The sequence below is a fragment of the Pseudomonas sp. GW823-FHT02C02 genome (assembly GCF_058797635.1).
Map to the genome: position 1 here is coordinate 366,028 of NZ_JBXAJV010000006.1, position 26,300 is coordinate 392,327.

General features: G+C 62.3%; 24 protein-coding genes. 21 read left to right on the forward strand and 3 right to left on the reverse strand.

What is annotated here, in order from left to right; translation table 11 throughout:
- Nucleotides 1-107: 107 nt before the first annotated feature.
- On the forward strand, nucleotides 108-1,004 hold the full coding sequence (locus tag AC1ROI_RS13715; protein ID WP_102595902.1) for a LysR family transcriptional regulator: 897 nt from the start codon (nucleotides 108-110) through the stop codon (nucleotides 1,002-1,004).
- Between the two features lie 146 nt (nucleotides 1,005-1,150).
- Here the strand turns inward: AC1ROI_RS13715 and AC1ROI_RS13720 are convergent, their stop codons facing one another.
- The 3 genes from AC1ROI_RS13720 to gspG all read right to left on the reverse strand — a co-directional run bounded on the left by AC1ROI_RS13720 (nucleotide 1,151) and on the right by gspG (nucleotide 3,578).
- Nucleotides 1,151-1,789, reverse strand: a complete 639-nt coding sequence (locus AC1ROI_RS13720) for a hypothetical protein (RefSeq protein ID WP_258538179.1) — start codon at nucleotides 1,787-1,789, stop codon at nucleotides 1,151-1,153.
- A gap of 150 nt (nucleotides 1,790-1,939) precedes the next feature.
- The gene (locus tag AC1ROI_RS13725) at nucleotides 1,940-3,127 is read right to left on the reverse strand and encodes a type II secretion system F family protein (RefSeq protein WP_102595504.1); all 1,188 of its coding nucleotides are present in this window, start codon (nucleotides 3,125-3,127) and stop codon (nucleotides 1,940-1,942) included.
- 16 nt (nucleotides 3,128-3,143) lie between these two features.
- Nucleotides 3,144-3,578 (reverse strand): type II secretion system major pseudopilin GspG, encoded by a 435-nt coding sequence (gspG, locus tag AC1ROI_RS13730; protein ID WP_010455721.1) that lies wholly within the window; start codon nucleotides 3,576-3,578, stop codon nucleotides 3,144-3,146.
- A gap of 195 nt (nucleotides 3,579-3,773) precedes the next feature.
- On the opposite strand from gspG, the gene AC1ROI_RS13735 reads away from it, so the two are divergent.
- From AC1ROI_RS13735 to AC1ROI_RS13830, 20 genes are all read left to right on the forward strand, one after another.
- Entirely contained in the window at nucleotides 3,774-4,382 is a 609-nt protein-coding gene (locus tag AC1ROI_RS13735) for a lytic transglycosylase domain-containing protein (protein ID WP_010455720.1), read from the forward strand.
- Nucleotides 4,383-4,587: 205 nt separating this feature from the next.
- On the forward strand, nucleotides 4,588-10,413 hold the full coding sequence (mnxG, locus tag AC1ROI_RS13740; protein ID WP_102595505.1) for a manganese-oxidizing multicopper oxidase MnxG: 5,826 nt from the start codon (nucleotides 4,588-4,590) through the stop codon (nucleotides 10,411-10,413).
- Between the two features lie 77 nt (nucleotides 10,414-10,490).
- Nucleotides 10,491-12,443: a cytochrome D1 domain-containing protein gene (locus AC1ROI_RS13745; protein ID WP_102595506.1), complete on the forward strand. Its 1,953-nt coding sequence runs from the start codon at nucleotides 10,491-10,493 to the stop codon at nucleotides 12,441-12,443.
- A 13-nt stretch (nucleotides 12,444-12,456) separates the two neighbouring features.
- Complete coding sequence (locus AC1ROI_RS13750) at nucleotides 12,457-13,113, forward strand: SCO family protein (protein WP_042932740.1); 657 nt, start codon at nucleotides 12,457-12,459, stop codon at nucleotides 13,111-13,113.
- Nucleotides 13,110-13,724, forward strand: coding sequence for an SCO family protein (locus tag AC1ROI_RS13755; protein ID WP_102595507.1), 615 nt, complete (start codon nucleotides 13,110-13,112; stop codon nucleotides 13,722-13,724). Before AC1ROI_RS13750 ends, AC1ROI_RS13755 begins: the two co-directional genes overlap by 4 nt.
- A 9-nt stretch (nucleotides 13,725-13,733) precedes the next feature.
- Nucleotides 13,734-15,284 carry a cytochrome c/ABC transporter substrate-binding protein gene (locus AC1ROI_RS13760; protein WP_102595508.1) on the forward strand — a complete coding sequence of 517 codons (1,551 nt, stop codon included), beginning with the start codon at nucleotides 13,734-13,736 and terminating at the stop codon, nucleotides 15,282-15,284.
- A gap of 11 nt (nucleotides 15,285-15,295) precedes the next feature.
- A complete protein-coding gene (locus tag AC1ROI_RS13765) occupies nucleotides 15,296-16,252 on the forward strand; it encodes a peptidylprolyl isomerase (RefSeq protein ID WP_256580181.1) in 957 nt (318 codons plus the stop codon).
- Nucleotides 16,253-16,471: 219 nt separating this feature from the next.
- Nucleotides 16,472-17,005 (forward strand): response regulator, encoded by a 534-nt coding sequence (locus AC1ROI_RS13770; RefSeq protein ID WP_102595509.1) that lies wholly within the window; start codon nucleotides 16,472-16,474, stop codon nucleotides 17,003-17,005.
- A gap of 84 nt (nucleotides 17,006-17,089) precedes the next feature.
- The gene (locus AC1ROI_RS13775; protein WP_083376370.1) at nucleotides 17,090-18,796 is read left to right on the forward strand and encodes a GspE/PulE family protein; all 1,707 of its coding nucleotides are present in this window, start codon (nucleotides 17,090-17,092) and stop codon (nucleotides 18,794-18,796) included.
- The gene (locus AC1ROI_RS13780; protein WP_102595510.1) at nucleotides 18,777-19,580 is read left to right on the forward strand and encodes a hypothetical protein; all 804 of its coding nucleotides are present in this window, start codon (nucleotides 18,777-18,779) and stop codon (nucleotides 19,578-19,580) included. The genes AC1ROI_RS13775 and AC1ROI_RS13780 overlap by 20 nt, the downstream gene beginning before the upstream one ends.
- Nucleotide 19,581: 1 nt before the next feature.
- Entirely contained in the window at nucleotides 19,582-20,127 is a 546-nt protein-coding gene (locus AC1ROI_RS13785; protein WP_010455690.1) for a PilN domain-containing protein, read from the forward strand.
- Entirely contained in the window at nucleotides 20,114-20,662 is a 549-nt protein-coding gene (locus tag AC1ROI_RS13790) for a GspMb/PilO family protein (RefSeq protein ID WP_010455688.1), read from the forward strand. The genes AC1ROI_RS13785 and AC1ROI_RS13790 overlap by 14 nt, the downstream gene beginning before the upstream one ends.
- Complete coding sequence (locus AC1ROI_RS13795; RefSeq protein ID WP_010455686.1) at nucleotides 20,662-21,180, forward strand: hypothetical protein; 519 nt, start codon at nucleotides 20,662-20,664, stop codon at nucleotides 21,178-21,180. Before AC1ROI_RS13790 ends, AC1ROI_RS13795 begins: the two co-directional genes overlap by 1 nt.
- Nucleotides 21,177-23,012, forward strand: a complete 1,836-nt coding sequence (locus AC1ROI_RS13800) for a type II secretion system protein GspD (protein ID WP_077750408.1) — start codon at nucleotides 21,177-21,179, stop codon at nucleotides 23,010-23,012. The genes AC1ROI_RS13795 and AC1ROI_RS13800 overlap by 4 nt, the downstream gene beginning before the upstream one ends.
- 2 nt (nucleotides 23,013-23,014) lie before the next feature.
- The gene (locus AC1ROI_RS13805; RefSeq protein ID WP_042932743.1) at nucleotides 23,015-23,488 is read left to right on the forward strand and encodes a type II secretion system protein; all 474 of its coding nucleotides are present in this window, start codon (nucleotides 23,015-23,017) and stop codon (nucleotides 23,486-23,488) included.
- A 3-nt stretch (nucleotides 23,489-23,491) separates the two neighbouring features.
- Nucleotides 23,492-23,866, forward strand: coding sequence for a type II secretion system protein (locus AC1ROI_RS13810; RefSeq protein WP_042932745.1), 375 nt, complete (start codon nucleotides 23,492-23,494; stop codon nucleotides 23,864-23,866).
- On the forward strand, nucleotides 23,841-24,380 hold the full coding sequence (locus AC1ROI_RS13815; protein ID WP_077750409.1) for a type II secretion system protein: 540 nt from the start codon (nucleotides 23,841-23,843) through the stop codon (nucleotides 24,378-24,380). The genes AC1ROI_RS13810 and AC1ROI_RS13815 overlap by 26 nt, the downstream gene beginning before the upstream one ends.
- On the forward strand, nucleotides 24,377-24,769 hold the full coding sequence (gene csgE / locus AC1ROI_RS13820) for a curli production assembly/transport protein CsgE (protein ID WP_077750410.1): 393 nt from the start codon (nucleotides 24,377-24,379) through the stop codon (nucleotides 24,767-24,769). Before AC1ROI_RS13815 ends, csgE begins: the two co-directional genes overlap by 4 nt.
- Nucleotides 24,766-25,185: a curli assembly protein CsgF gene (locus tag AC1ROI_RS13825; protein WP_010455676.1), complete on the forward strand. Its 420-nt coding sequence runs from the start codon at nucleotides 24,766-24,768 to the stop codon at nucleotides 25,183-25,185. The genes csgE and AC1ROI_RS13825 overlap by 4 nt, the downstream gene beginning before the upstream one ends.
- Before the next feature lie 31 nt (nucleotides 25,186-25,216).
- The gene (locus AC1ROI_RS13830) at nucleotides 25,217-26,083 is read left to right on the forward strand and encodes a CsgG/HfaB family protein (RefSeq protein ID WP_010455674.1); all 867 of its coding nucleotides are present in this window, start codon (nucleotides 25,217-25,219) and stop codon (nucleotides 26,081-26,083) included.
- Nucleotides 26,084-26,300 lie beyond the last annotated feature (217 nt).

Genomic DNA, 26,300 nt, shown 5'->3' on the forward strand with positions numbered 1-26,300 from the left:
CTGGCGCTGTAGGTCAGGCCTCAGCAACACCGTGGACACAGATTAATAGGTCGCCCAAAAGGGAAAAAGCAGCTATAAAGTGTTTGACTGTCAACCAAGGCGTGACAATGAACCCGTTCGAAGATATGCGTATTTTTTGCCAGGTCATGGACTCCGGCAGCTTCACCTCGGCAGCCGATCAATTGGGCCTGTCCAAGCAGTTTGTCAGCCGGCGCTTGATGCAGCTCGAAGAGCGTCTGGGCGTGCGCCTGCTCAATCGCTCCACGCGGCGGCTGGACGTCACGCCGCTGGGCCAGAGTTATTACGAGTCCGCGTTACGTTTGCTCGGTGAAGTCGAGCAAGTGGAGCAGGGCATCGCCGGCCAGACCACCGAGCCGCGCGGCACCATCCGCGTGAGTGCGCCGTTGTCGTTTGCGCTGGCGCATCTGGGTTGCTTGCTGCCGTTGTTTTTGCAGCGCTATCGCGATGTCACGGTGGAAGTGGACTTGAGCGATCGGCCGGTGGACTTGCTCAGCGAGGGTTACGACCTGGCGTTGCGCATCGGCATCCTGGAGGACTCGACCCTGATCGCCCGCCGCATCGCCTCCATCCAGCGCGTGTACTGCGCCAGCCCGGCCTATCTGGCTGAGCGCGGCACGCCGCTCAAACCCGAAGATTTGCACAACCATGACTGCCTGCCTTACGGCCACGGGCGTCAGGTGCAATGGCGTTTTGAAGGGCAGGGCAAGCCGCTGAGCGTCAACGTGACGGGCCGGATGCGGGTCAATAACGGGGAGTTGCTCAAGGATGCGGCAGTGGCCGGGATGGGGATTACGTATTTGCCGACGTTCATTGTCGGTTCGGCGCTGAAGGAGGGTCGGCTGGTGCCGGTGCTGGATGAGTTTCGTCCGCCGCCGCTGACGTTGTCGGCGGTGTATCCGCAGCACCGCCAGAGTTCGCGGCCGGTGCAGGCGTTGATCGAGTTTTTGCGCGAGCGGCTGGATCGGGTTGAGTGTGGGTTGTAGAACGCCGGATCACACATCTCCTTGTAGGAGCGAGGCTTGCCCGCGAAGGCGTCGTATCAGTCAACGCTTGTTTTGAATGTCACGACGCCTTCGCGGGCAAGCCTCGCTCCTACAAAGGATTGTGGGGTTTTGAAGATCAGCCCCTGTCAGGACCTTTTGTCATCACCTGGCTCGCCACCGACATGCACACCGCGGTCGTCGCCGATTTCGCCCGCGCGATGCACGCCGCGGTCGTCGCCGATTTCGCCCGCGCGATGTACGCCGCGGTCGTCGCCGATTTCGCCCGCGCGGTGCACACCGTGGTCGTCGCCGATTTCGCCCGAGCGGTGTACACCGTGATCGTCGCCGGGCTCAGAGTGAGTGCCGCTGCGCCCGGATGAGGCTGAGCTGCCTGAGTGTCCCGAACCATGGTCGCCGCTGCTGTGACCGCTGCCGCTGTTGCCGCCGCTGCCGTTTCCACTGTGGCCGCCGCCATTGCCACCGCCGCCGCTGCCACCGTGACCACCGCCATTGCCGCCGCCCCCGCTTCCGCCACCGGAACCACCGCCGCCGTGACCGCCGCCACCGCCACCAGAACCGCCGCCGTGACCTCCGCCACCACCGCCAGACCCACCGCCGCCGTGACCACCACCACCGCCCCCGCCGCCCGATCCACCGCCGCCACCACTACCACCATCCTTGGCCTGGGCACTCGATACCCCGGACAAGCTGTCCGGGATCAATACGGTAGACGCCGACAGAACTGCGCCAATAGCTACTGCCAGTAAAAGCTTGTTGATGTGCATGTCGTTCTCCGTCTTCTTATTCAGGTTGGAACGTTGATGAACAATGCAACTTGCTGCTCGATTCAATGGGAGAACACCGCAACGCGCCGATTAATTCAGTGGCAACGCGTATGAACGATGAACGGTACACATCGACCCTGTTCCAGCGGGTCAGTGAATACTCGAGGCCAGTTCGAAGATCGGGATGTACATCAGGATCACGATGACCCCGATCAGCAGGCCGATGAAGGTCATGAGCAAGGGTTCGAACAGCCGCACGAACCATTCGATCCAGCGGCTGATTTCTTCGTCGTAGAAGTCAGCGCTGCGCTCCATCATCTGGCCGAGGTTGCCGGATTGTTCGCCCGCTCGAAGCAAGCGCAGGGAGACTGGGGTCACCAGGTGATTGAGCTCCAGCGCGGCCGACAGCGATTGCCCCTCGCGTACCCGTTCGCAGGCCTGGTCCAGGCGCACGCGGGAGGCGGGGGTGAGCAGGCCGCGAACCATGCCCATGGCGGTGACGAGGGGAATGCCGCCCTGCAACAGGATGCCCAGGGAGCGATAGAAGCGCGCGAGTTCGTACATGAAAATGCGTTGATGGACCGCCGGGAGTTTTGCGATCACACGGTCGACGCCCCGACGAAAAGCCGGTTGTCGCTGAAGAAAGCCGAGGGCGACGATGATTGCCGCCAATGCGCCGAAGAACTCACCCTGGTGGGCGTGCAGGAACATTCCGCAGCTCATCAGCACTTGCGACAGCCACGGCAGATTCGACCCCAGCCCTTCGAACACCAGGCTGAAGCGCGGCACCACGTAACCCATCAAGAACAACACCACGCCACCACCCACCACCAGCAACAGCAGGGGGTAGATCGAAGCGCTGACGATTTTTTGCCGAACCTCGTCCATGCGCTGGCGATAGCTGACATAGCGGCCCAGGGCATCACCCACGGCGCCGGTCTTCTCACTGGACTGCACCAGCGCCACGTAGAGCGGAGGGAACACCGCCGACAGCTGGGCCAATGCCTGGGAGAACGATTTGCCTTCATACAGCAGGCGCACCAGTTCGCTCAACGTTTTACGGGCCTGTGGCGCGTTCTCTTTTTCTGCGAGGCTTTCCAGCGCATCGATTAACGGCAGGCCGGCGTTGAGCAAGGTGGTCAGTTCCTGGCTGAACAACACCAGATTGAATGTCTCGCGCTGTCGAAGGCGCAACGCGCGCCAGTGCCGCTCGACGTGCAGGCTGACCACCCGCAAGCCCTGGTCTTCGACGATGCGCCGGGCCTCGCTGTGGCCGGGAGCCTCGACGGTCATCGAGACCACGCCGGCCTTGCCCACTGCCTTGAGATGAAAGCGCATGGTCGGCCTCCCCCCGTCATTGCCAGCTGGTGACTTCGGCGTTTTCGCCTTCGCCGCCGGGTTGGCCGTCCTTGCCCATGGACAGCAGATCGTACTCGCCGTTTTCGCCGGGGTAGCGGTAGTTGTAGTTACGACCCCACGGATCCTGCGGCAGTTTTTTCTGCAAGTAAGGACCGGTCCATTTGGTTTCATCGCTTGGCGCAGTGACCAGCGCCTGCAAACCTTGTTCGGTCGATGGGTAATGACCGACCTCCAGACGGTACAGGTCGAGCGCTTTGCCCAAGCCTTCGATTTGCGCCTTGGCCACCTTCACTTCGGAGCGGCCCAGTTGGGCGAAATACTTCGGCGCGACGATGCCGGCCAACAGCCCCAGCACCACCAGCACCACCAACAGTTCGAGCAGGGTGAACCCGCTTTGAGGGCGCGGGGCGGAACGCAAACGCTGATTCATGATGACCTCACACAGTCGGCAGAAGGGTCGCCATGGAGGCGTATGCAATTGCCATGCTCACCCCCGGTCATTCTTCCACAACCCCTGTATTCCGGGCCTTTGCGCTTTCGGCACAGTGCTTGCGTATGGCTTGTTTACTACCGGCCATTGGGGCATTACCCCCATTTTTCGGGGCCGGGCAGGGGAGACAAAAAAATGAAAACACTCACCACAGGACTGCTCGGCTGTTTGCTGCTGACGAGCGTCGTACAGGCCGATGTGTTCGTTTCCGTGGACGCCAAGGGCAGTTACGTACTGTCCAATGTTCACCGTCCCGGCCGCACCTATGAACGGGTGATTCACGAGCCCCAATCCTCGCTGGTCGGTCTTGATCAGCAGCCCCAGATGATTGCCAGGCAACCCTATGCAGAGCTGGTGTCGGCGGCCGCCACGGCCAATGAATTGCCGGCCGCGTTGTTGCACGCGGTCATCCGCGAAGAGTCCCGCTACAACTCGGATGCGACGTCCCCCAAAGGCGCCGGCGGGCTGATGCAATTGATGCCCGATACCGCCCGGGAGATGGGGGTGAAAAACGTCTATGACCCCAAGGCCAACATCCAGGGCGGCGCCAAATACCTCAAGCGCCTGCTGACCCTGTTCGACAACGACATCACCCTCGCCGTGGCGGCCTACAACGCCGGGCCGCAAGCGGTGCTGAGCCGTGGCGGAGTGGTCCCGCCGTTTGCTGAAACCCAGCGTTATGTGCCCAGCGTCTTGCGTCAGTACCGGCGTTTGCAAGGCCTGGCCATGGACGCACCGTTGTGATCGGCGAGTGTGGGGAACGTCCCCCAATAGTGGGGCAACAAGGACTGGGCCGAAAAGTGGGGAATAAGTGGGGAATATCCCCCGGGTTCTCAGATCGTCGCTTCAAGTGGCTGAAAACTAACTGAATTATTTATGGCATGCGGATTGCTCAAGCGGATTTGTCGAGAATTATTCCCTGTGAGCACCCACAGCGAGGCCCGTGATCATGACCGGCATACACAACGCTTCGTCCTTGTTTAAATTCGCGCTGTTGGTGGTGTCGATGTTCGGCATCGAGCTGGCTGAGGCGGCCCTGCGCTGCGAGCGCAATCTGGTGGCGAACGTCGTGGCGCTGGATCAGCCGCTGATGTTCAACCGCCTCGGGGCGCAGAACGCCAACGGCATGATGTTCGCCCTGCGCCGTGACGTGGTCGACGACCACAATGTGTCCCTGGCTCAGGGCGGCGCGGCAGTGCCGGGCAAAGTCTCGCTGCGGCCCGACAAGCGTCCGCGTCCCCTGGTGTTGCGGGTGGCCGCCGGTGACTGCCTGACCATCAACCTGCAGAACCTGCTGGCGTATCAGGCCAATCCCGGCAGCCACGAAAACGGCGAGGAAGGGGTCGAGGGGGAGGTCGAAATCGGTGACGTCGAGCAGTTCAAAGTCGATGAGCAGGTCACCGACCGCCACGTCGGCTTCCAGGTCAACGGCATGCAAGCGGTCAACAGCATCGATGACATCGCCTCGTACACCGGGCGCAACGGCAATTCGCTGGTCGCCCCCGGCGGCACCCGTTCCTACACCTTGTTCGCCGAGCGCGAAGGTGCATTCGCCGCCAGCAGCCGTGGCGCGACTTTCGGTGGTGAAGGCGATGCGGGCAACGTTGCCAACGGCCTGTTCGGCCAGGTCGTGGTGGTGCCCAAGGGCGGCCGCAGCTACCGCAACACCGTGACCGAAGAAGAGATGCGCCTGGCCAGCAGCGGCCGCACCCCGGCCGGTCAACCGATCGTCGACTACCAGGCGCGCTACCCGCAACGCGAACCGTGGATCCGTGAAGGCAAGGCCGGCACACCGATCATCAACATGGTCGACGGCAATGAAATCATCTCCAGCGAAAGCGACGCGATTGTGATGGGCAGCAACGCCGACGGCAGCTTCCCGCCGTCGACCTATCCGCTGGAAGCCGTCGGCAAACGCAACCCGGCGATTCCGAACCGGCTGGAACCGTTCCGCGATTTCGCCTCGCAGTTCCAGGATGAAACCGCCGCGACCCAGGCGTTCCCCGCATATTGGGCCGACCCGGTCATGGCCCATGTGCTGGAGCCGACCCGCGACTCGTTCATGATCAACTATGGCTCCGGCGGCATGGGCGCCGAGGTGGTGGCCAACCGGCTGGGTGTCGGGCCGATGCACGATTGCCTGTCCTGCGCCTATGAAGAATTCTTCCTCAGTTCGCACACTGTCGGCGACGTGGCGATGCTGGTGGACGTGCCGGCCAACGCTGGCCTGGAAGGCATTCTTCCAGGGCAGGTACCGAGCGCCGATCAGATTGGGGTCAAGGCGACCATGGCGCTGTATCCGTCCGAGCCGTCCAACGTCAACCACAGCTACATTGGCGACTTCGTCAAATTCCGCAACACCCACAACGGCCACGAGCAGCACATCTTCCACCTGCACGGTCATCAATGGCTGTTCAACCCCAACGACGACAACTCCGACTATGTGGATGCCCAGGGCATCGGCCCGGGTGCCGGCTACACCTATGAAATCGCCAATGGTGGTTCGGGCAACCGTAACCGCGTAGCGGGCGATGCGATTTACCACTGCCACTTCTATCCGCACTTCGCACAAGGTATGTGGAGCATGTGGCGGGTGCATGACGTGTTTGAAGAAGGCACCCGACTCGAAGTTTCCCAGCAAGGTGCCGACGGGTTCCACAGCGAACCCTACGCCTTGCGTAGCGGCAAACCGGCGGCAGGTGCCCGGGCCTTGCCCGATGGCGAAATCATTGCCGGTACGCCGATTCCAGCGGTCGTGCCGCTGCCGGGCAAAGCCATGGCGCCGATGCCAGGCAAGGTCGCGGTGGTGCCGAAAATCGGCGAGACCCTGGTCGCCGGTGGTGATGACGACGATGACGAAGAAGATGACGACGGCGGCGGTAGCGGCAGCAGCGGCGGCGCTCAGGCCATCGGTTCCCTGGCCCTGGTGGATCGCAGCGAAGCCAACCGCAATGCCGACGGCAGCCTGAAAAACCCTGGCTATCCGTTCTGGATCGGCGGCATGGAAACTTCGGTCGGCCAACGTCCGCCGACGCCACCGCTGGACATGCTCGACGCGGCCAAGGCCCAGTCCTTGAAAACCAGCGGCAACGCCTTGTGGGCCAACCTCGACCCGGCGCAGTCCGGTGGCTGGGATGGCGGCCTGGGGCGTCATTCCCTGGACGGTTTCTCCGCCGGTGGCGTGGCGCACACCATTACCACGTCGCTGGATTTCTCCAAGGAAGTGACCCGCGCCAAACCGATCTACATGCCGGAAGAGGGCACCGAAGTCGAACAGGCGGCCATGGCCTTCCACGCCAAAAAGGACCACCCAAGCTTTGCCTTGCTGCCCGGCAATCAAATCGTGGCGAAGGCCTTCCGCACCAACGGTGCCTTGCCGATTGCCGGCGCGCCTTATTACGAACCATGCATGGACGACCGGCAAAAACGCCTGACCAGCAGCGCCGGCACCGGCGAGTTTGCCAGCGGTGAACGCATCGACGGCATGTCCTATACCGGCTCCTCGACCTTCACCGCCGACCGTCCACGGGTCTACAAAGCGGCGAACATCCAGTTCGACGCGGTGTACAACAAGGTCGGCTACCACTTCCCGCAAGCGCGCATTCTGGCCCTGTGGGAAGACGCCTGGCCGGTCATCACCAAGCAGCGTCCGCCAGAGCCGCTGGTGATGCGCATGAACACCTTCGACTGCGTGCAATACCAGCAAACCAACCTGGTGCCGGCCGTCTATGAGATGGATGACTATCAGGTGCGCACGCCGACCGACGTGATCGGTCAGCACATTCACCTGCCCAAATGGGACCTGACGGCGGCCGACGGTTCGGCCAACGGCTGGAACTACGAAGACGGCGTGCTTTCCCCGGGGGCCGTGCAAGAACGCATCCGCGCCATTCGCGAGTTCAACCAGTGCGAAGGCACCGATCCACGTGACGGCACACCGGCCTGTCCAAAAGCCAGGAATCACCCGTACTTCGGTCAGTATGGCCGGGCGGATTGGGTGGGCGCGCGCACGGCGATGCAGCGCTGGTTCGTCGATCCGGTGGTAAACGCCAAAGGTGTCGACCGTGGACTGGGGACCATTTTTACCCACGACCACCTGGGCCCATCGACTCACCAACAGATTGGCCTGTACGCCACCGTACTGGCTGAACCGGCCGGTTCCACCTGGTTCCATGCCGAAACCGGCGAGCCTTTGTACAGCGGCGCGCGCCAGGACGGCGGGCCGACGTCGTGGCAAGCGGTGGTGTCCACCGGGGACATCGACGGCGACGGCAAGAACGACAGCTTCCGTGAGTTCTTCCTTGAGTACAGCGACTTCCAGCACGCCTATGAAGCCGGGGTGTATGTGGGCGCCGGTCCTAACGGCGTGCCTGATCCACAAACCTTCCCGGCCACCGCGGACAGCTTCCGGTACGCGATCAACCCGCCAGTGCGCAACAACGCCAGCACCTTGCTCGACGGCATCATCGAAGTGCAGGGCGGTATGGTGCCGGGTTGTCCGACTCGGCCTTGCCCACAGGCGATCTCGGTCGATGACCCCGGCATGTTCGTGGTCAACTACCGCAACGAACCGCTGGCCCTGCGGGTCTACGACCCGAACAAGGTCGGCCCGGACGGCAAGCGCGGCATGCAGGCCGACGGCCTCGGCGGCGACCTGGCGTACGCCATGCAAAGCCGTACCGACCGCGCCATCCCGGCGATGAACCTGGCACCGAACCTGGTCACCGCCGCCACCGGTCCAACCGGCGGCACCACACTGTTCCCGCCACACGTGAACCGTGGCGGCGCGGAACCGGGTGACCCGTTCACGCCAATGTTGCGCACTTACACCGGTGACAACGTGCGGCTGCGGGTGCATGCCGGCGGTCACGAAGAAGAGCACAACGTGACCCTGCACGGCGTGAAATGGCTGCAAAGCGGTTCCGGCTTCGGCAACAGCTCCAACTCCGGCTGGCGCTCGTCGCAGATGGTCGGTATCTCCGAACAGTTGGGCTTCAACGCGCCGGTCTCGATGCTCTCCAGTTCGGCGGCGGCCACGGGGGATTACCTGTACTCGATGGACGCTTCGATTGAAGGTTACTGGAACGGTATCTGGGGCGTGATGCGCAACTACACGACCCAGCGCAGCGATCTGTTCGCACTGCCAAACAACCCGAAACCGACCGGTATGCGCAACACCGTGGCGTTCGATGGCATCTGCCCACGGTATGGCGCCAACCCGAACGGCATCGGCACCCGGCCGACCGTGCAGCGCAACTATGAAGTGGTTGCGGCGCTGGCCAACGACATCCTGCGCAATCCGTTGAACCTGACCATCGGCGATCCGGCCGGTATCGGGCAACACGTGGGTGGGCCGTTGAACCCGGCGGGTGGCACCCTGGTGTTCAACTCGCGGCCGGTGAACATCCCTCAGGTCACCGTGGTCGATCCTGAAGATGGCGAAACCATCACCATCGGCGGTCAAAGCGGCCCGTTGCATGATCCGACTGCGATCCTGTACGTGCGCAAATCCGACCTCGATCCGCTCACTGGAAAAATGAAACCAGGTGTACCGGTGGAGCCGCTGGTATTGCGCGCGGCGGCGGGTGACTGCATCAACGTCACCCTGGAAAACCGCTTGCCTGTGGTCATGCCCGACCTGACCCAGACTGCCGTGATGCAAGGGCTGGTCAAGCGAGATCGCAACAATGGCCAGGGCTCGACCATCTTCACCAACAACCTGCTGCGGCCGTCGAGCCACGTTGGCCTGCATGCACAACTGCTGGCGTATGACATCACCAAATCCGATGGCACCAATGTCGGCGCCAACCCGATCCAGACCGTGCCACCGCGCATCGGCAACAGCGGCGCATACCCGACCCGTACTTATCAGTACTACGCCGGGCACCTGGAGCGTGAAGGCAAGCCGATCTCGCAACTGGGCCGCAGTGTCGACAACATCAACGCCACGGCGGTGGAGTTCGGCGGACTGAATATCACGCCGGCGGACCTCATCAAACAACCGCAGAAAGGCTTGGGTGGGGCGATGACCATCCTGCCGATCGGCGCAACCTGGGTTGAGGATGCGCGTAAAACCAACGCAACGGTCACGGCACCAGGGCAGACCACTTACCGCGACTTTGCGATGGTCTGGCAGAAAGCGTTGAACATCCGCTGGGCCAACGGTCGGCCGGTGGAAGGTATTGCCGCCGAAGGCTTTGGTGTGCCGACCGATCCACAGGACAACTCGAGCATGGCCATCAACTACAAGGCCGAGCCGATCTGGTTCCGCTTCGGGTTGGCGCCGGATGCGCCGTTCGGGCACGCCAATGGCGCCGGTTACGGTGACGTGCCTAACGCGCATATGGCGTACAGCAATGCGCTGATCGGGGGCGATCCTCAGACACCGGTGCTGTATGTGAAACCGGGGCAACCGTTCCGCACCCACATCCTGATGCCGACCGGTGGCAGTCGCGGCACGACCTTCCAACTGGACGGTCACGTCTGGTCGGTCAACCCGTTCCAGTCGGAGAAGAGCGATACCGGTGGCTATCCGATGATGACACCTGGGGTGGGGTCGGTGCGGTTCGGCTACAACCCGATGTCGATGTACATCGGCGCTCGTGAAAGCATCCTGCCGGCGGCGCACTTCAGCTTCATGCACCCGAGCGCCGGGGGCAGCAACGCAATACCGGGCGACTACCTGTTCCGTGATTACGGCGCCTACGGCAACACCGCCGGGCTTTGGGGATTGCTGCGGGTGACCAACGAGCCAGAACCGGCACCGGCACCGTAAAGCCAGGGGTTGGGGGGCTGACACCGCTCGTACCTACAAGGGACAAGGCAGGCACAGATCTGTAAGGGGAGAGGGTAATGAACAGGACTACAAAAATCGCCGGTTGTGGGCTGGTCGTCGCAGTGGCACTCATCAGCTTCGGCGTCTGGCGCACCGCGCCGCCCAACCTGCTGAGCGAAGTCGCACTGCCGAACACCTGGAGCGGTCAGAACCTCTCCCGAGACGGGATTTCGGTGGCGCTTGAGGTCAAGTCATTGGCCCAGGACGGTGTGTTGCGTGAAGGCGAGTTTGCCGACGTGCAGTTCCGCGTCAGCGACAGTGCCTCGGGCCAGCCGTTGTCAGGCGTCAACCCCGGCGCTTGGCTGGACCCGGAAACCATCGCCGCCGACCAGGCCCAGGGCCGGGAGCAAAGCTGCAAATCCCGGGTCGGGGTCTTCCTCAAATCCAGCATTGGCGCGCGGCCGCTGCTCGACCTGAACAGCTACTTCCTGCTGGTGATGAACCGCGACGCCAGTGTCTCGGTGGTCGACCCGTCGGTGTCGGTGGGCGGCATCACCAGCACCATGACGCGGATTGATATCAAGCAACCGCCGATGGACTGGACCACGCCCAAGGACAACAAACGGGTGTTCGTCTCCATGCCGACCGCCGATGCAGTGGCGGTGATCGACAGCGAGCAGTTCAAGCTGGTCGACTCGGTCGCCGCTGGCAGCAACCCGGTGCGCGTGGCCTTGCAACCGGACGAGCGCCTGCTGTGGGTCGGCAACAATGCCAAGACCGCCGAGCAGTCCGGGGTCACGGTGATCGACACCCGCAGCCTCAAGCCTCTCAAACACCTGGCCACCGGGGCCGGGCACCATGAAATCGCCTTCAGCAAAGACAGCCGTTTTGCCTTCGTCAGCAACCGCGACGACGGCACCCTGAGCATCATCGACATCGCCAGCCTGACCATCAGCAAGCAACTCAAGACCGGCTCGCACCCGCTGTCGGTGGCGTACTCGCCGCTGTCCCAGGCGGTGTATGTCGCCGACGGCAAGGACGGCAGCGTGACCGTGGTCGATACCGCCAGCCTCGCGGTTCGGCGGGTGATCAAAATGAAACAGGGCCTGGGGCCGATGGGGTTCAGTGCGGACGGGCGTTTCGGCATCGTCCTCAACACCTTGGAAAACCAGGTGGCGGTGATCGACGCGGCCACCGATTCGATGATCCACGAGCTGGACGTATCCGCCGAACCCTACCAAGTGGTGTTCACCAAGGCCTACGCCTACATCCGTGGACTGGCCTCGGCCAAGGTCACGATGATCAACCTCTCGTCGTTGGGGGCCGGCCGCACGCCGATCAGTCAGGGTTTCGAAGCCGGGCCCCAGGCGCCACGACTGGCCGGTGATTTGCCCCTGGCCTCGAGCCTCGCGGTGTCGCGGGACGACAACGCGGTGTTTGTGGTCAACCCGGTGGACAACACCACCTATTTCTACGCCGAAGGCATGAACGCGCCGATGTCCGGCTACCCCAATCGCGGGCAGGTGGCGCGGGCCGCCATGGTCATCGACCGAAGTCTGCGCGAGGTCGAGCCAGGGCTTTACAGTTCGCGGATCAAGCTGCCAGCCGCCGGGCGTTTCGACGTGGCGTTCCTGCTCAACCAGCCGAACATCATCCATTGCTTCACGGCGCTGGTTGAGCCGGACCCGAACCTCGCCACGCTCCCCGGCGTGCCAAAAGTCGAGTTCATGCTCGATAAGTCCACGGCCGCCCTCGGCAGCCCTTACACCGTGCGGTTTCGCATTGTTCAGGGCCAGCAGAAGGCACAGCGCAGCGGGATCAAGGACGTTCAGGTGCGCTACTTCCGTGCTCCGACTTCCCGGGCCCAGCAAGTCGCGGCCCTTGACGTGGGCAATGGCATCTATGAAGCCCCGGTGACCCTCGACCAGAACGGCGCCTGGTACCTGCACGTGCGTGCGGCGTCCCTTGGCGCGAGTTTCGATGACAAGACCTTTGCCAGCGTTCGGGTGATTCCCGGCGATGCCCACTGAAGAGGAAACCGACATGAACCGATTCGCACACCGTGGACTGCTGACGTTCTGCCTGTTGGCCGTCGGCATCGGCCAGGCCCTGGCGCACTCGGCGGATGAACACGCCGGGCATGACATGCCGGCTAAAAGTGCCAGTTCGGAAAGCGCCCAGGTCAAATTCGCCGACGTTGCGCTGGTGGACCAGAACGGCAAACCGGTGCGTCTGGAAAAGGACCTGGTGACCGACAAAATCGTGGTCATGAGTTTCATCTACACCAGCTGCACCACGGTGTGCCCGGTGGTGTCCTCGATCATGGGCAAGGTGCAGAAGCAACTCGGCGCCCGGGTCGGCGAGGAGGTGCAACTGGTGTCCATCAGCATCGACCCGCAGCGCGATGACGCCAAGCGTCTCAACGACTACGCCCGCAGCTTCCAGAAGGGGCCGGGCTGGAGCTGGCTGACTGGCAGCTCGCAGTCGATCAACGAAACCCTCAAGGGCCTCGGCTCCTTCAGCGGTGACTTCAAAAGCCATCAACCGCTGATTCTGGTGGGGGACGGCAACAGCCGCCACTGGACACGCTATTACGGTTTTACCGACCCGACCGTGCTGACCCGCCAGGTCGAGAAACTCAGCGGCCAGCGCAACGCCCACGCCAAACACACGGCCATTGCCATGGAGCACCAACCATGAAAGCCCTCGCCTTGATCTTCCTTACGATGTGTTTTTGCGTCATCAGCTTTATGGCGTTTTCCCACGAAGGACACCAGGAGCCGGCGGTGGCCGCTGCGCAACCGGCCGGCGGCACCCGGGATGCGAAAACCTGGTTCACCGACACGCCGTTGCAGGACCAGAACGGCAACACGCTGCGTTTCTACAGTGACGCGCTACAAAACCGCGTGGTGTTGCTTAACGTGATTTTCACCAGTTGCAACGATGCCTGCCCGCTGATCACCCAAAAGCTCAAGGAAGTCCGCGAAGTGCTGGGCGACAAGGCCGATGGCATCACCTTTATCTCCCTTACCAGTGATCCGCTGCGCGATACGCCGGCGGTACTCAAGGCTTACACCTTGAAGCAGGGCGTCGATGGCCCCCACTGGCTTTTTCTCACCGGCGACAAGGCACAAATGGACCTTGTACTGGGGCGCATCGGCCAGATTGTGCCGACTCCCGAGCAGCACTCGACGCAGCTGATTGTCGGTGACGTGGCCAACAAGCGCTGGAGCAAGATCCGTCCCGATGCACCGGCCGCCGCCATTGCCCAGCGCTTGCAGTTGCTGACAATGCCCGTGGCCAGTCGTTGAGCGCGCGCCATGAACATTGCCCTCGTCCTCGGCCTGCTACTGATTGGCGGCATCAATCTCGCCGCCAATGCGCTGCCGCTGAGCCCCAGCGAAAGCGCCGGTAAACGGCTGTATCGCGAGGGCGTGTCGGCAAGCGGTGAGCCGATCATGGCTCGGGTGGGCGCGGCGGGCATGTTGCTGCCCGCCACCAGCCTACCCTGCGCCAATTGCCATGGCGCCGATGCCCAGGGGCGACCCGAAGGCGGGGTACGGCCGCCGGACATTAGCTGGTCGCGGCTCTCCAGCAGTTACGGGCAACAGCAGATCAACGGTCGCAATTACCCGGCCTACACCGAGGCCGCACTGGCCCGGGCGATCCAGGAAGGGCGCGATTCGGCGAATAATCGGCTCGACCCGGCGATGCCCCGGTTCGTGCTGTCGATGAATGATCAGCGCAACCTGACGGCCTACCTCAAGCGCGTGGCCGATGATCGCGACCCCGGGTTGACCGCCGACAGCCTGCACTTGGGCACCTTGTTGCCGAGGCAGGGGCCGCTGAGCACGGAGGGCGCCACGGTGGCGGCGGTGCTCAAGGGCAGCGTGGCGCGGATTAACGAGGCGGGCGGGATCCATGGCCGGCAATTGCGCCTGACCATCCTCGATCCGGGCCCGGACCGCGCCAGTGCCAAACAGGCGCTGGATCGCTTGATTGAGCAGGAACAGGTGTTCGCCCTGATCGCACCACTGGCACCTGCGCTCGACACCGAACTGGTCACGCGGCTGGAACGCGCCGGCATTCCACTGATCGGGCCGCTCTCGTTGCAGGGCATGGCCCCGGCCAGTCGGCAGATTTTCGAACCGCTGTCAGGGCTGCGCGAGCAACTGATCGCCTTGGCCGACTACGGTGCCGCCAATTTGCGCTTGCTCCAGGGCCCGACGCTGATTGTCTACCCGGACGAGCCGAGCCAACAGGAGGCGGCGCAGCACCTCGGCCAGTACCTGCATGATCACGCCTGGCAGCAAGTGCGGCTGCAGGCCTACAACTCGGCGCAGGACGAGTTGCCGCTGGGCTCGCGATCGGTGTTTTACCTGGGCAGCGGCGTCGGTTTCAGTCGCTTCGCCGAGCGCCTGCAAACGGCGGGGCAGGTGCCTTACCTGTTCGCCGCGTCGAATCAGGTGGCAGGTGACCTGTTTCAATTGCCCAGCGGGTTTTCCCGGCGAGTGTTTCTGGCCTATCCGTTCGTGCCCAGTGACTGGACGCTGGCCGGGCGCCTGGCCTTGACGCAACTGCGCGAGCACCAGGGGCTCGGCGGTGAGCACGCGGTGCTGCAAGTCGGCGCCTACAGTTCGATGCTGCTGCTCAGCGAAGGCATGAAACAGGCCGGGCGCGACGCCAGCCGCGAAAAACTCGTCAGTGCCCTGGAAGGGTTGCACGATTTCGACACCGGGCTGACCCCGCTGCTCAGCTTCGGTCCGGGTCGCCGACTGGGCTTGAGCGGTGCCCACATCGTCACCGTAGATTTGCCCGACCAGCGCTTCTTTCTGGTCGCACCGTACAAACCGATTGCCGTGACACCCTGAAAAGAGGGCTGATGATGAAACTCAATACGCTGCTGATTCTGCTGACGATGTGGGTCCCCGTGGCCTTCTGCAGCAACGGCCCGGCTGCCGCACGGGTCAATGGCGAGGAAATTTCCGAGTTCCGTCTCGAGCGCTATTTTGCCGAATACCTGGAGGACCAGGGCCGCGCAGTGGGCAGCATTCGCAATCCCAAGGCGTACAAGCAATTGCGCCAGAAAGCACTGGATGCGCTGATCGATAAGGAGTTGCTGTGGCAGGAAGCGCGCAAACGCGGGGTGAAGATCAGCGATGAGGTCGTACAAAGCCAGGTTGAGCAGACGCGGCAAGCGATGGGGGGGGCCGAGGTGTTCGCCCGCCGGCTGGAAGACGCCGGTTTCAACGAAGCCACCTTTATCGAGTACACGCGCCGTGAGCTCGCGGCGCAAAAGGTGTTCGCCGACCTGCTCCAGGTGGCTGAGCCGGACGAAAAACAGGTCCGCGCGTTCTACGAGGAACACCGCGCCGAAATGAGCACTCCCGAGCAAATCCAGGCGCGGCACATCCTGGTCAAAGTGCCTCAGGGCGCCGATGCCGCCACCGTTGAAGCCGCCCGGCTACGCTTAGAGGAGATGCGGGTGAAAATCAGCCAGGGCGAGGACTTTGCCAGCATTGCCCGGGCCGGCTCCGAAGATGCTTCCGCCACCGAAGGCGGGGATCTGGGCTATTTCCCCCGTGGGCGCATGATGCCGGAATTCGAAGCCGCGGCATTTGCGCTGGCGCCGGGATCCGTCAGCGCGCCAGTGCGCACACCGTTGGGCTGGCATTTGATCTACCTACAGAACCACCAGGAGGCGGCCGATGTCTCAGAAGCTCAGGGACTTGAAATGGTTCGGGCTTACCTTGCCCGACAGCAAAAGTCCCAGGCTCGTCTACAAGTTCTGGGGCAGTTGCGATCAAGCAATCGAATCGAGCGGATTGACGACGATTGAAGGTTCCCCCCCAAATGTGGGGAAAGCTTCAGGGGCAATTCCGAGCGCTTCCCCGCCTTTGGGGGACGGGGTTCCTGAAGGAAAAGATTTTTTCATGAAAATCATAGAGATGAAGCGGTCGAAAACCGGCGCTCAGTCTGGCATGAAGTGTGCGTTAGCCTAATTAAGGCGCGTACTCCCAGGCACGAATATCGGACCTGCGGTTTCAAGGAGTCCACCTTGTTAAACAAAGTACTGGTTGTTGAAGACGAACAGCTGCTGGCGGAAAACCTCCAGGGTTACCTGCAGGCGCAAGCGCTGGAAGTCCGGATAGCTCACAACGGTGAAACAGCTATCGGCGAAGCCAAAAGTTTTTCACCCGATGTGATGGTGTTCGATTACCGCTTGCCAGACATGGAAGGCTTTCAGGTGCTCGATGCCGTCCGCCAGAACAGGAACTGCCATTTTGTGCTGATTACCGGACACCCAACCACTGAAGTCTGTGAGCGGGCCCGGCAACTGGGAGTCAGCCATATCCTGTTCAAACCGTTTCCATTGGCGGAATTGGCCCGTGCAGTCTGTGACCTTTTGGGGATGGAGCGCGAACCCAGAGCAGGCATGAGCAAGTCCGAAGGATTCGTCGAACGACGCCAGAGCAGGACCGAAAGCTTCCCGCTGCAGTTGTACGACGGCAGTTGGGTGCTGGCAGATCGTCGACGAACTCCATCGACCTCCAAGGCACCAGACGACCAACAATTGCTCACCGGGGAGTAGTGGCGCGACAAGACGTTCCGGCATACGCCGCAATGGCCTGCCGCGTCGACAGGGCTCAAAGCCCCCGGCGTTGGAGAGCATGCCATGGACCGTCTATCCCTTGCCGTAGAACCGGCGCAGTTGGAATGTGTACCGTCTCGCTTTTCCAGTGAACAACTGGCCCAGGCCCGGGCCCTGGCAACCAGTTCCGGCGAGCGGGTTCTGGAGGCCCTCGGGGGGTTGTGCGAACTGGCCCCCATGCCCTTCATCCAGTGCCTCGGCGCTACCCTGCATTATCCGGTGCTCGACACCGACACCCTGTTTCAAGCCACCCCGGTGTTCGACCGGGTCACCCTGGCCCAATGCCTCAAGCGCGAATTCATCCTGCTGCGTCATGACGATGCGGTCATTGGCGTGTTTGCCGACCCGTTCGACACAACCCGTCTGGCGTGGATCGACGACTGCCTGCACGGCGCGCCGCTGTACCTGGTGCATGCCGACGACCTGAAAGCCTACCTGGCGCGTCACGAAGAGAGTTTCCACGCGGTGGAATCGCTCAACGCCCAGGCCGACGCCAATGTCGAAATCGACACCCTGCAAAGCCTGTCCCTGACCAGCATCAGTGAAGACGCCAGCGTGGTGGTCAAACTGGTCAACTCGACCCTCTACGACGCGCTGAAAATGCACGCCAGCGACATCCACCTGGGCACCACCGGCAGCGGTCTGGTGATCAAGTACCGGATCGACGGCGTGCTGAACAACATCAGCAAAATCCAGGGCAGCGAGTTCGCCGAGCAGGTGATCTCCCGGGTCAAAGTCATGGCCGAACTGGACATCGGCGAAAAACGCGTGCCCCAGGACGGTCGCTTCAAGATCGGCATCAGCGGCCGGCAGATCGACTTCCGGGTCTCGATCATGCCGAGCATTTTTGGCGAAGACGCGGTGCTGCGGGTGCTCGACAAACAGGACCTGGCGGACAAGGTCAGCGGCGTGCAATTGCAAGCCCTGGGCTTTGAAGAAAACACCCTGCGCCAGCTGCGCCGGTTGGCCGCCGAACCCTACGGCATGGTGCTGGTGACCGGTCCGACCGGCAGCGGCAAGACCACCACGCTCTACGCCATGATCACCGAGATCAACCACGGCGTGGACAAGATCATCACCATTGAAGACCCGGTGGAGTACCAACTGCCGGGCGTGCTGCAAATCCCGGTCAATGAAAAGAAAGGCCTGACCTTTGCCCGTGGCCTGCGCTCGATCCTGCGCCATGACCCGGACAAGATCATGGTCGGTGAGATCCGCGACCCCGACACCGCACAGATCGCCGTGCAATCGGCCCTGACCGGGCACCTGGTGTTCACCACCATTCACGCCAACAACGTGTTCGACGTGATTGGCCGGTTCACCCAGATGGAAATCGACCCTTACAGCCTCGTCTCGGCCCTCAACGCCGTGCTCGCCCAGCGGCTGATCCGCCTGGTGTGCGCCAGTTGCAGCGCGCCGAGCACCCCGACCGATGAAGAACTACGCCTCTCAGGGCTCGATCCGCAAAAGGTCGATCACTACCACTTCGTCCATGGCAAAGGCTGCGGCCATTGCCGCGGCACCGGATATCGCGGGCGGACCGCGATTGCCGAGCTGCTGCACCTGGACGACGAACTGCGGCAGATGATCGTCGAGCGCCAACCCGTTTCGAAAATCAAGGCACACGCTTGCAATCGTGGCTTGCGCTTGTTGCGCGAGTCCGCTCTGGAACTGGTAGCTGAGGGGCGGACCACGCTCGAGGAGATCAATCGTGTCACTTTTGTCTCGTGATCGTTATGTCGCCGTACTCGGCGCCAGTGGTGTCGGCCTGGGTCAGCGCAAGGGTGGCGACACCTTGTGGTTGGGCAGCGTCGGCTTTATCGACGAAGGCTTCCATGCCTGGGCCGTCGCCCTCGAAACCCTCGACCGTTTGCTGGGCGAACACGCCCCGACCGGTGCGGAACTGAGCGTGGTGGTCTCCGGTCACTTCAGCCGCTTCTGCCTGGTGCCCTGGAGCGAACAAATCAGCAGCCCCGACGAATTGCTCGGGTTTGCCCAACTGTGTTTCGAAGACCTCTACGGTGTACCGGCCCAACCCTGGAGCATGGTGCTGTCGGCTGAACCTGCGGGTTACGACCGGATCGCCACCGCGCTGCCGCAAGACTTGCTGACGCGTTTGCGCAATCTGGTCAGCGGTCGCGGCCTGCGCCTGCGGTCGGTGCAGCCGTACCTGATGGCGGCGTTCAATCACTTCGATAAAAGCCTCGACGCCGGTGACTTCCTGTTCGTGGTCGCCGAGCCGGTACGCAGTGTCTTGCTGCTGGCCAGGGAAGGGCGCTGGACCTCGGTGCGTTCGGTGGGCAGCAGCGACAGCGATGCCGCACTGACCGCGCTGATCGGCCGGGAAAGCCAGTTGCAAGCCTCCATCAGCGAACGGCCGCTGAACGTTTACCTGCACGCGCCAGCGCGGATCGAGGTACAGCCCGACGTACCCGGTGTGCATTTTCGCACCCTCGAAGAAGACCGGACAGCCGTACACGATTGTTTGTACGTGATGTCCCGGGCGGTGGCCTGATATGCGCGCCCTGACGCTCGACTTCCAGCCGCGCCGCCGCTCGGGCCCATTGGGCTGGAGCCTGCTGGCGGGCGGCGTGGTGCTGGTGGTGACCTGTTTTGTCGCCCAGCAGCACGTCGCCGAACAGACCTCGCAACAGCAAGGCCATCTGCAAAGTGCCCAGCGCGAACTCACCGGCGACACCGGCAGCAAAGTCACTTTGAGCCCGGCCGAAACCCGCGAGCAAGCACAGAACCTGGCAGAAATGCGCAAGGTCTCGCAGCAACTGCGCCGGCCTTGGGAACGTCTGTTCGCCATGCTCGAAGCGATGCCGCGCGACAACATCGCTTTGCTGACCCTGACCCCGGATGCCCGCAAGGGGCAGGTGCGCATCAGCGCCGAAGCACGGGACCTGGAAGCGATGCTCGACTTCCACCGCCGTCTCGAAGCCAGCGACGAGCTCTCCGATGTGTCGCTGCTCAGCCACGAAATTGTCGTGAAATCGCCGGAACAACCGGTGCAATTCAACCTGTCGGCTAGCTGGGAGATCGGCGATGCGAATCCCTAGATTGATCGTCCACGAATACCTGCAAGGCCTGGGTATGCCCGGCCTGGCAGGCTTGGCGATGTTGCTGCTGGCGCTGGCCTGGGCGCTGGGTGGCCTGATGCCGGACTGGAATTCGTTGCAAACCCTCAGCCAGCAGACCCGCGAAGCCGGCGAGTACCTGGCCAAGGTTGAAGACGGCAGTGTCGCCGCCCCGGTGGTGCCGCAACGTCAGCTCGACGACTTCCGCAGCAAACTGCCGTCGCAGCCCCAAGCCACGGTGGCCATCGACAAGATCTACGCGCTGGCGGCCCAGGAACACATCACCCTGGCGCGCGGTGAATATTCATTGGGCATCGACCCCAAGACCCACTTGGCCCGTTATCAGATTCTGCTGCCGGTGCGGGGCAGCTACCCGCAACTGCGGCGCTTCCTGCACGCGTTGCTCGGCCAGTTGCCGGCCGTGGTGGTGGAGGACGTGGAGTTTCAGCGTAAAAAAATCGCCGACACCGACCTGACCGGGCGAATCCGCATGACCCTTTACCTGTCGAGGTCATGATGAATACCAAACGCGTAGTGGGCTGGGTGGCGTTCTTCGGCGTAGCTGCGGCGCTGACCTGGGGGCCTGATTACTTCATGCCTTCGGACGAAGGCGAGGCGTCGGTTGCGACCGCTGCCACGCCCGCCAAAAGCAAAATTCGCGGCACGCTGCCGGCCGCTTCAGCCAGTGGCAAACCCGCGGTGATCAAGGACCTGAGCCCGTCCGGCGATCTGTTCGCCGCCCGCAGCTGGAAGGCTGCACCGATGCTGGCCAGCGTCACCGAACAACCCGTCAACCAGACCCCGGTGGTGCCAGTCCCCAGCGTACCGCCGATGCCTTTCCAGTTCGTCGGCAAGCTCAATGACCGTTCCGACCTGCAAGTGTTTTTGCAGAACGGCGAGAAAATATACGTCGTGCGCAAAGGGGATGTGATCGACGACACCTGGCGGATCGAGGGGATTTCCGATGTGGAACTCAGCTTTGTCTACCTGCCTCTGCATTTGTCCCAGACCTTGTCTGTGGGGAGCACGCAATGAACAGTTCCCGTTTGTTGATGAATCTTTGTATATGCGCAGGGCTGGCTGCGTGCAGTTCGGCGCAGGTGGCCAAGCAGGAAGCAACCGACCTGATGGAGTCGGGGCAGTACGAAGCCGGCCTGGCGCGTATTGAGGAAGGGCTGAAGGAAAACCCTCGGGATACCGAGCTGCACCTGGCCCTGACCAGCGGCCGTGCCCGTGCCGTGACGGCATTGTTGACCCAGGCCGACATGGATCGCGCCCAGCGTGATTTCGCTTCGGCCCGTCTGGAGTATGGCCGGGTGTTGACCATTGAACCCAACAACCGCCGCGCCCAGGATTCAATGCGCCAGCTAGAGCACATGCGCAGTCTTGATGACAAACTCGAACTGGCCCGGGGTGACCTGCGTCGCGGCGACATCTACGGCGCCGACCGTCAGGTGAAACAGATCCTCGAACTGGACCCCAAGAATGGCGGTGCCCTGGAGTTGCAAGACAATATTCGTCTGGTGCAAAGCCGCAACGTGATTCCTTATCCGCAACTGCGCACCCGTCTCGACCGGCCGGTGACCCTGGAATTTCGCGACGCCAACCTGAAAACCATCTTCGAAGTGCTGTCCCAGGTCGCCGGTTTGAACTTCATCTTCGACAAGGATCTGCGCCCCGACATGAAAGCCACCATCTTCGTGCGTGACGTGCGCATCGAAGACGCCGTGGAACTGCTGCTGCAACAGAACCAGCTGCATCAGAAAGTGGTGAATGAAAACACCTTGCTGATCTACCCGGACTCGCCGCAGAAGCTCAAGGATTATCAAGAGCTGGTGATGCGCACGTTCTACCTGACCAGCATCGATGCCAACACCGCGCTGAACATGATCAAGACCATGCTCAAGACCCGTGACGTGTTCGTCGATGAACGCCTGAACACCCTGACCATGCGCGACACCGAAGACGCCATACGCATGGCCGAAAAACTCTTGCAGTCGCAGGACCAGTCCAACCCTGAAGTGGTGCTGGAAGTGGAGGTGATGGAAGTCGCGACTCAGCGGATTCTCGACCTGGGACTGCAATGGCCGAACACCTTCGGCGTGGTCAACAGCGACGGCTCGGCCGTGACCCTGCTCGATCAACTCAAAGGCATCAACTCCAGCCGGATCACTATCTCGCCGTCGCCTCAGGCCAAGATCAACGCCCAGGACAACGACATCAACACCCTGGCCAGCCCGGTGATTCGCGTGAGCAACCGTGAACAGGCGCGCATCCACATCGGTCAGCGTGTGCCCATCATCAGCGCCACCTCCGTGCCGTCGACCCAAGGTCCGGTGATCACTGAAAGCGTCACCTATCTGGACGTCGGTCTGAAGCTCGAAGTGCAGCCGACCATCCATCTGAACAACGAAGTGGCGATCAAGATCGCACTCGAAGTCAGTAACGCCACGCCACTGGAACCGACCCGCCAAGGCACGATTCCGGTTCAGGTCGACACCCGCAATGCCCAAACCACGCTGCGCTTGCATGACGGCGAAACCCAGATCCTTGCTGGCCTGGTGCGTAACGACCATGGCGCCACTGGCAACAAGATTCCGGGCCTGGGCGACATTCCCGGTCTTGGCCGGTTGTTCGGCAGTAACAAGGACACCGTCGGCAAATCGGAACTGGTGCTCTCCATCACCCCGCGCATCGTGCGCAACCTGCCGTACCAGAGCCCGTCGGACATGGAATTCCCCACCGGCACCGAAACCAGCATGCACATCCAGGCGCCTGACCGGCGGATGCAGGCGCCGATTCAGAATGAACACATCGATCGGCCGGTTGCGGTCAATTCCACCACTGTTGTCGTCGAGAAGCCTTGATCATGAACGCCTCGCAACGTGGTTTTACCTTGATCGAAGTCGTGGTGACGCTGGCCCTGATCGGCCTGCTGGCCGGCATGGCCGCGCCGCTGACCGAGACCGTGGTGCGCCGGGGCAAAGAGCAGGAATTGCGTGCGGCGCTGTACCAGATCCGCGACGCCATCGACGCCTACAAACGCGCCTTCGACGCCGGTTACATCGAGAAGTCGCTGAACAGCAGCGGCTATCCACCGAACCTGCAAGTGTTGGTGGAAGGTGTGCGTGATGTGCGCAGCGCCAAGGGTGCCAAGTTCTACTTTTTACGGCGCGTGCCCCATGACCCGCTGACGCCGGTCAAGCGTGACGATGAAGGTGGTTGGGGCTTGCGCTCTTACGACAGTACGGCTCAGAACCCGCGGGAGGGCGAAGACGTCTTTGACGTTTACTCCCATGCACGCGGCAAGGGTCTCAACGGCATCGCGTACAAGGAGTGGTGAATCATGCGTCGGGAAAAGGGTTTTACCCTGCTGGAGCTGATGGTGGTCATGGCAATCATCGCGACCCTGATGACCATCGCCTTGCCACGCTATTTCAACAGCCTCGAGGCCTCGAAAGAAACCACGCTGCGCCAGAGCCTGTCGGCCATGCGCGAAGCCCTGGATCACTACTACGGCGACACCGGGCGCTATCCCGATTCCCTGGAACAACTGGTGGAGCAGCGCTACTTGCGCAACCCGCCGATGGACCCGATTTCCGAACGCAAGGACCTCTGGGTGCTGGTCGCGCCGCCTGACGGCGTACCGGGCGGGGTCGCCGATATCAAAAGCGGTGCCACAGGGAGGGCGCGTGATGGCAGCCTTTATTCCGAGTGGTAAGCCCGCCGACGAGGCCGGGTTCACGTACCTGGGCGTGCTGTTTCTGATCATGCTGATGGGCATGGGCCTGGCGAGTGCCGGCGAGTTGTGGTCAACCGCCTCGCGCCGTGATCGCGAACGTCAGTTGCTGTGGGTCGGCACGCAATACGCCCAGGCGTTGCGCAGTTATTACCGCAGTTCTCCGGGGCTGGCGCAGTACCCGAAAGAACTTGAAGACCTGTTGCAGGACGAGCGTTTTCCAACGCCTAAACATCACATTCGCCAGCTCTACCCGGACCCGATTGGCGGCGGTGAATGGACACTGATGCGAGGGTTCGACGGACGCATCACCGGCCTCAGCAGTCCTTCCACGGACCTGCCGCTGAAGCAGTCGGATTTTCCCAGCCAGTGGTCGGACTTCACCGGCATGGCGAGCTACAAGGACTGGCAGTTCGTGGCCGAGAAAGCCTTCCTCGATGGTGCTTCGGGGCCGGTGAAAAACCAGGCCGGATCGCCTCAGGCGGTGTCGCCATGAACCGTCACTGGCTGCCGGCCCTGATCCTCGCGTGCGTGGCGACGTTCGCCAGCGCCGGCGAGGAGGACGAGATGCTGGGCTTTATCGTCGATGACACGATCTCGCACATCGGCCACGACTTTTACTACTCGTTCAGTGAACGCCTGCGTGCCACCAGCCCGATGGATTTCAACCTGGTGGTACGCGAACGACCTTCGGCACGCTGGGGCAGCCTGGTGACCGTGGAATATCAGCAGCGACTGGTTTATCGGCGCTTCCTGCCGCCGAACACCGTGGAACTCAAGGACGAGGCCTATGACGCCGCCGACTGGGTTCGCGGACAGATTGTCCAGCGCAAGCTGGAAGCCTTGTTGCAGGACACTACGGACCTTGAGAGGGACGAATTATGAAAACGACAACGGTCTCACGGAACCTCGGGCTCTGGTTGATCGGGCTGGGCAGTTGCAGCCTGGTGCAGGCCACGGAGCTGGTTTACACGCCCATCAACCCTTCGTTCGGCGGCAACCCGTTGAACGGCACCTGGTTGCTGAACAACGCCCAGGCACAAAACGACTACGACGATCCTGACCTGAAAAACCGCACGTCTGTGGCCGGGACTTCGGCCCTCGAGCGCTTCACCAGCCAGTTGCAGTCGCGGCTGCTGGGGCAGTTGCTGGACAACATCTCCACGGGCAACACCGGGAGCCTGTCCACCGACGCCTTTATCGTCAACGTCGTCGACGACTCCGGTGCACTGACCATTGAAGTGACCGACCGAGCGACCGGTGAAATTTCGGAAATCCAGGTGAATGGCCTCGCCCCTTGACGGGGATCAGGGTTGATGGGGAGAGACGGACATGAAAAAAATAATAGCGCTGGGGCTGATGTTGGCGGCATTGCAAGGGTGCAGTTTGCGCGAGAACGTGGGTGCCGAGCAGGACACCGAATCACCGACCCTGACACCCCGGGCGTCGACCTATTACGACTTGATCAACATGCCACGACCCAAGGGCCGGTTGATGGCGGTGGTGTACGGCTTCCGGGACCAGACCGGGCAGTACAAACCGACCCCGGCCAGTTCGTTTTCGACCAGCGTGACCCAGGGCGCGGCGAGCATGTTGATGGATGCGTTGCAGGCCAGCGGCTGGTTTGTGGTGCTGGAACGTGAAGGGCTGCAAAACCTGCTGACCGAGCGCAAGATCATTCGCGCCTCGCAGAAGAAGCCCAATACGCCGGTGAACATTCAGGGCGAGCTGCCACCGCTGCAAGCGGCGAACATGATGCTCGAAGGCGGGATCATCGCCTACGACACCAATGTGCGCAGTGGCGGGGAAGGGGCGCGCTATCTGGGGATCGATATTTCCCGGGAGTATCGGATAGATCAGGTCACGGTCAACCTGCGGGCGGTGGATGTACGCAGTGGGCAGGTGCTGGCGAATGTGATGACCAGCAAGACGATTTATTCCGTGGGCCGCAGTGCCGGGGTGTTCAAGTTTATCGAGTTCAAGAAGTTGCTTGAGGCTGAGGTCGGGTACACCACGAACGAGCCGGCGCAGTTGTGTGTGTTGTCGGCGATCGAGGCGGCTGTCGGGCACCTGTTGGCCCAGGGGATCGAACGGCGTTTGTGGCAGGTGGCGGGGGATAATTCTTCACCTGACAACAATGCGACGCTGGATCGTTACCTGACCCAGAACAAGGTTGTGCCTGAGGGGGAGGAAGAGTGAACCTAGGCGGCCTTCGGGCCGACCTGGTTCTTGTTGACTGAGTACATATCCATTGCTGCGGTAACGGCTGCTTATGGTTTCGCTCTTACAGCGACTCACTTTTCCAAACGCCGAAAAGTAAGCAAAAGGCTTCGCCCCAACGTCCGGCCCCTCGCCTGGGCTCGGCGTACCCTCGCTCCGGCATTCATCTGGGGGCATCGCCTCCGGTCGGCTTCGC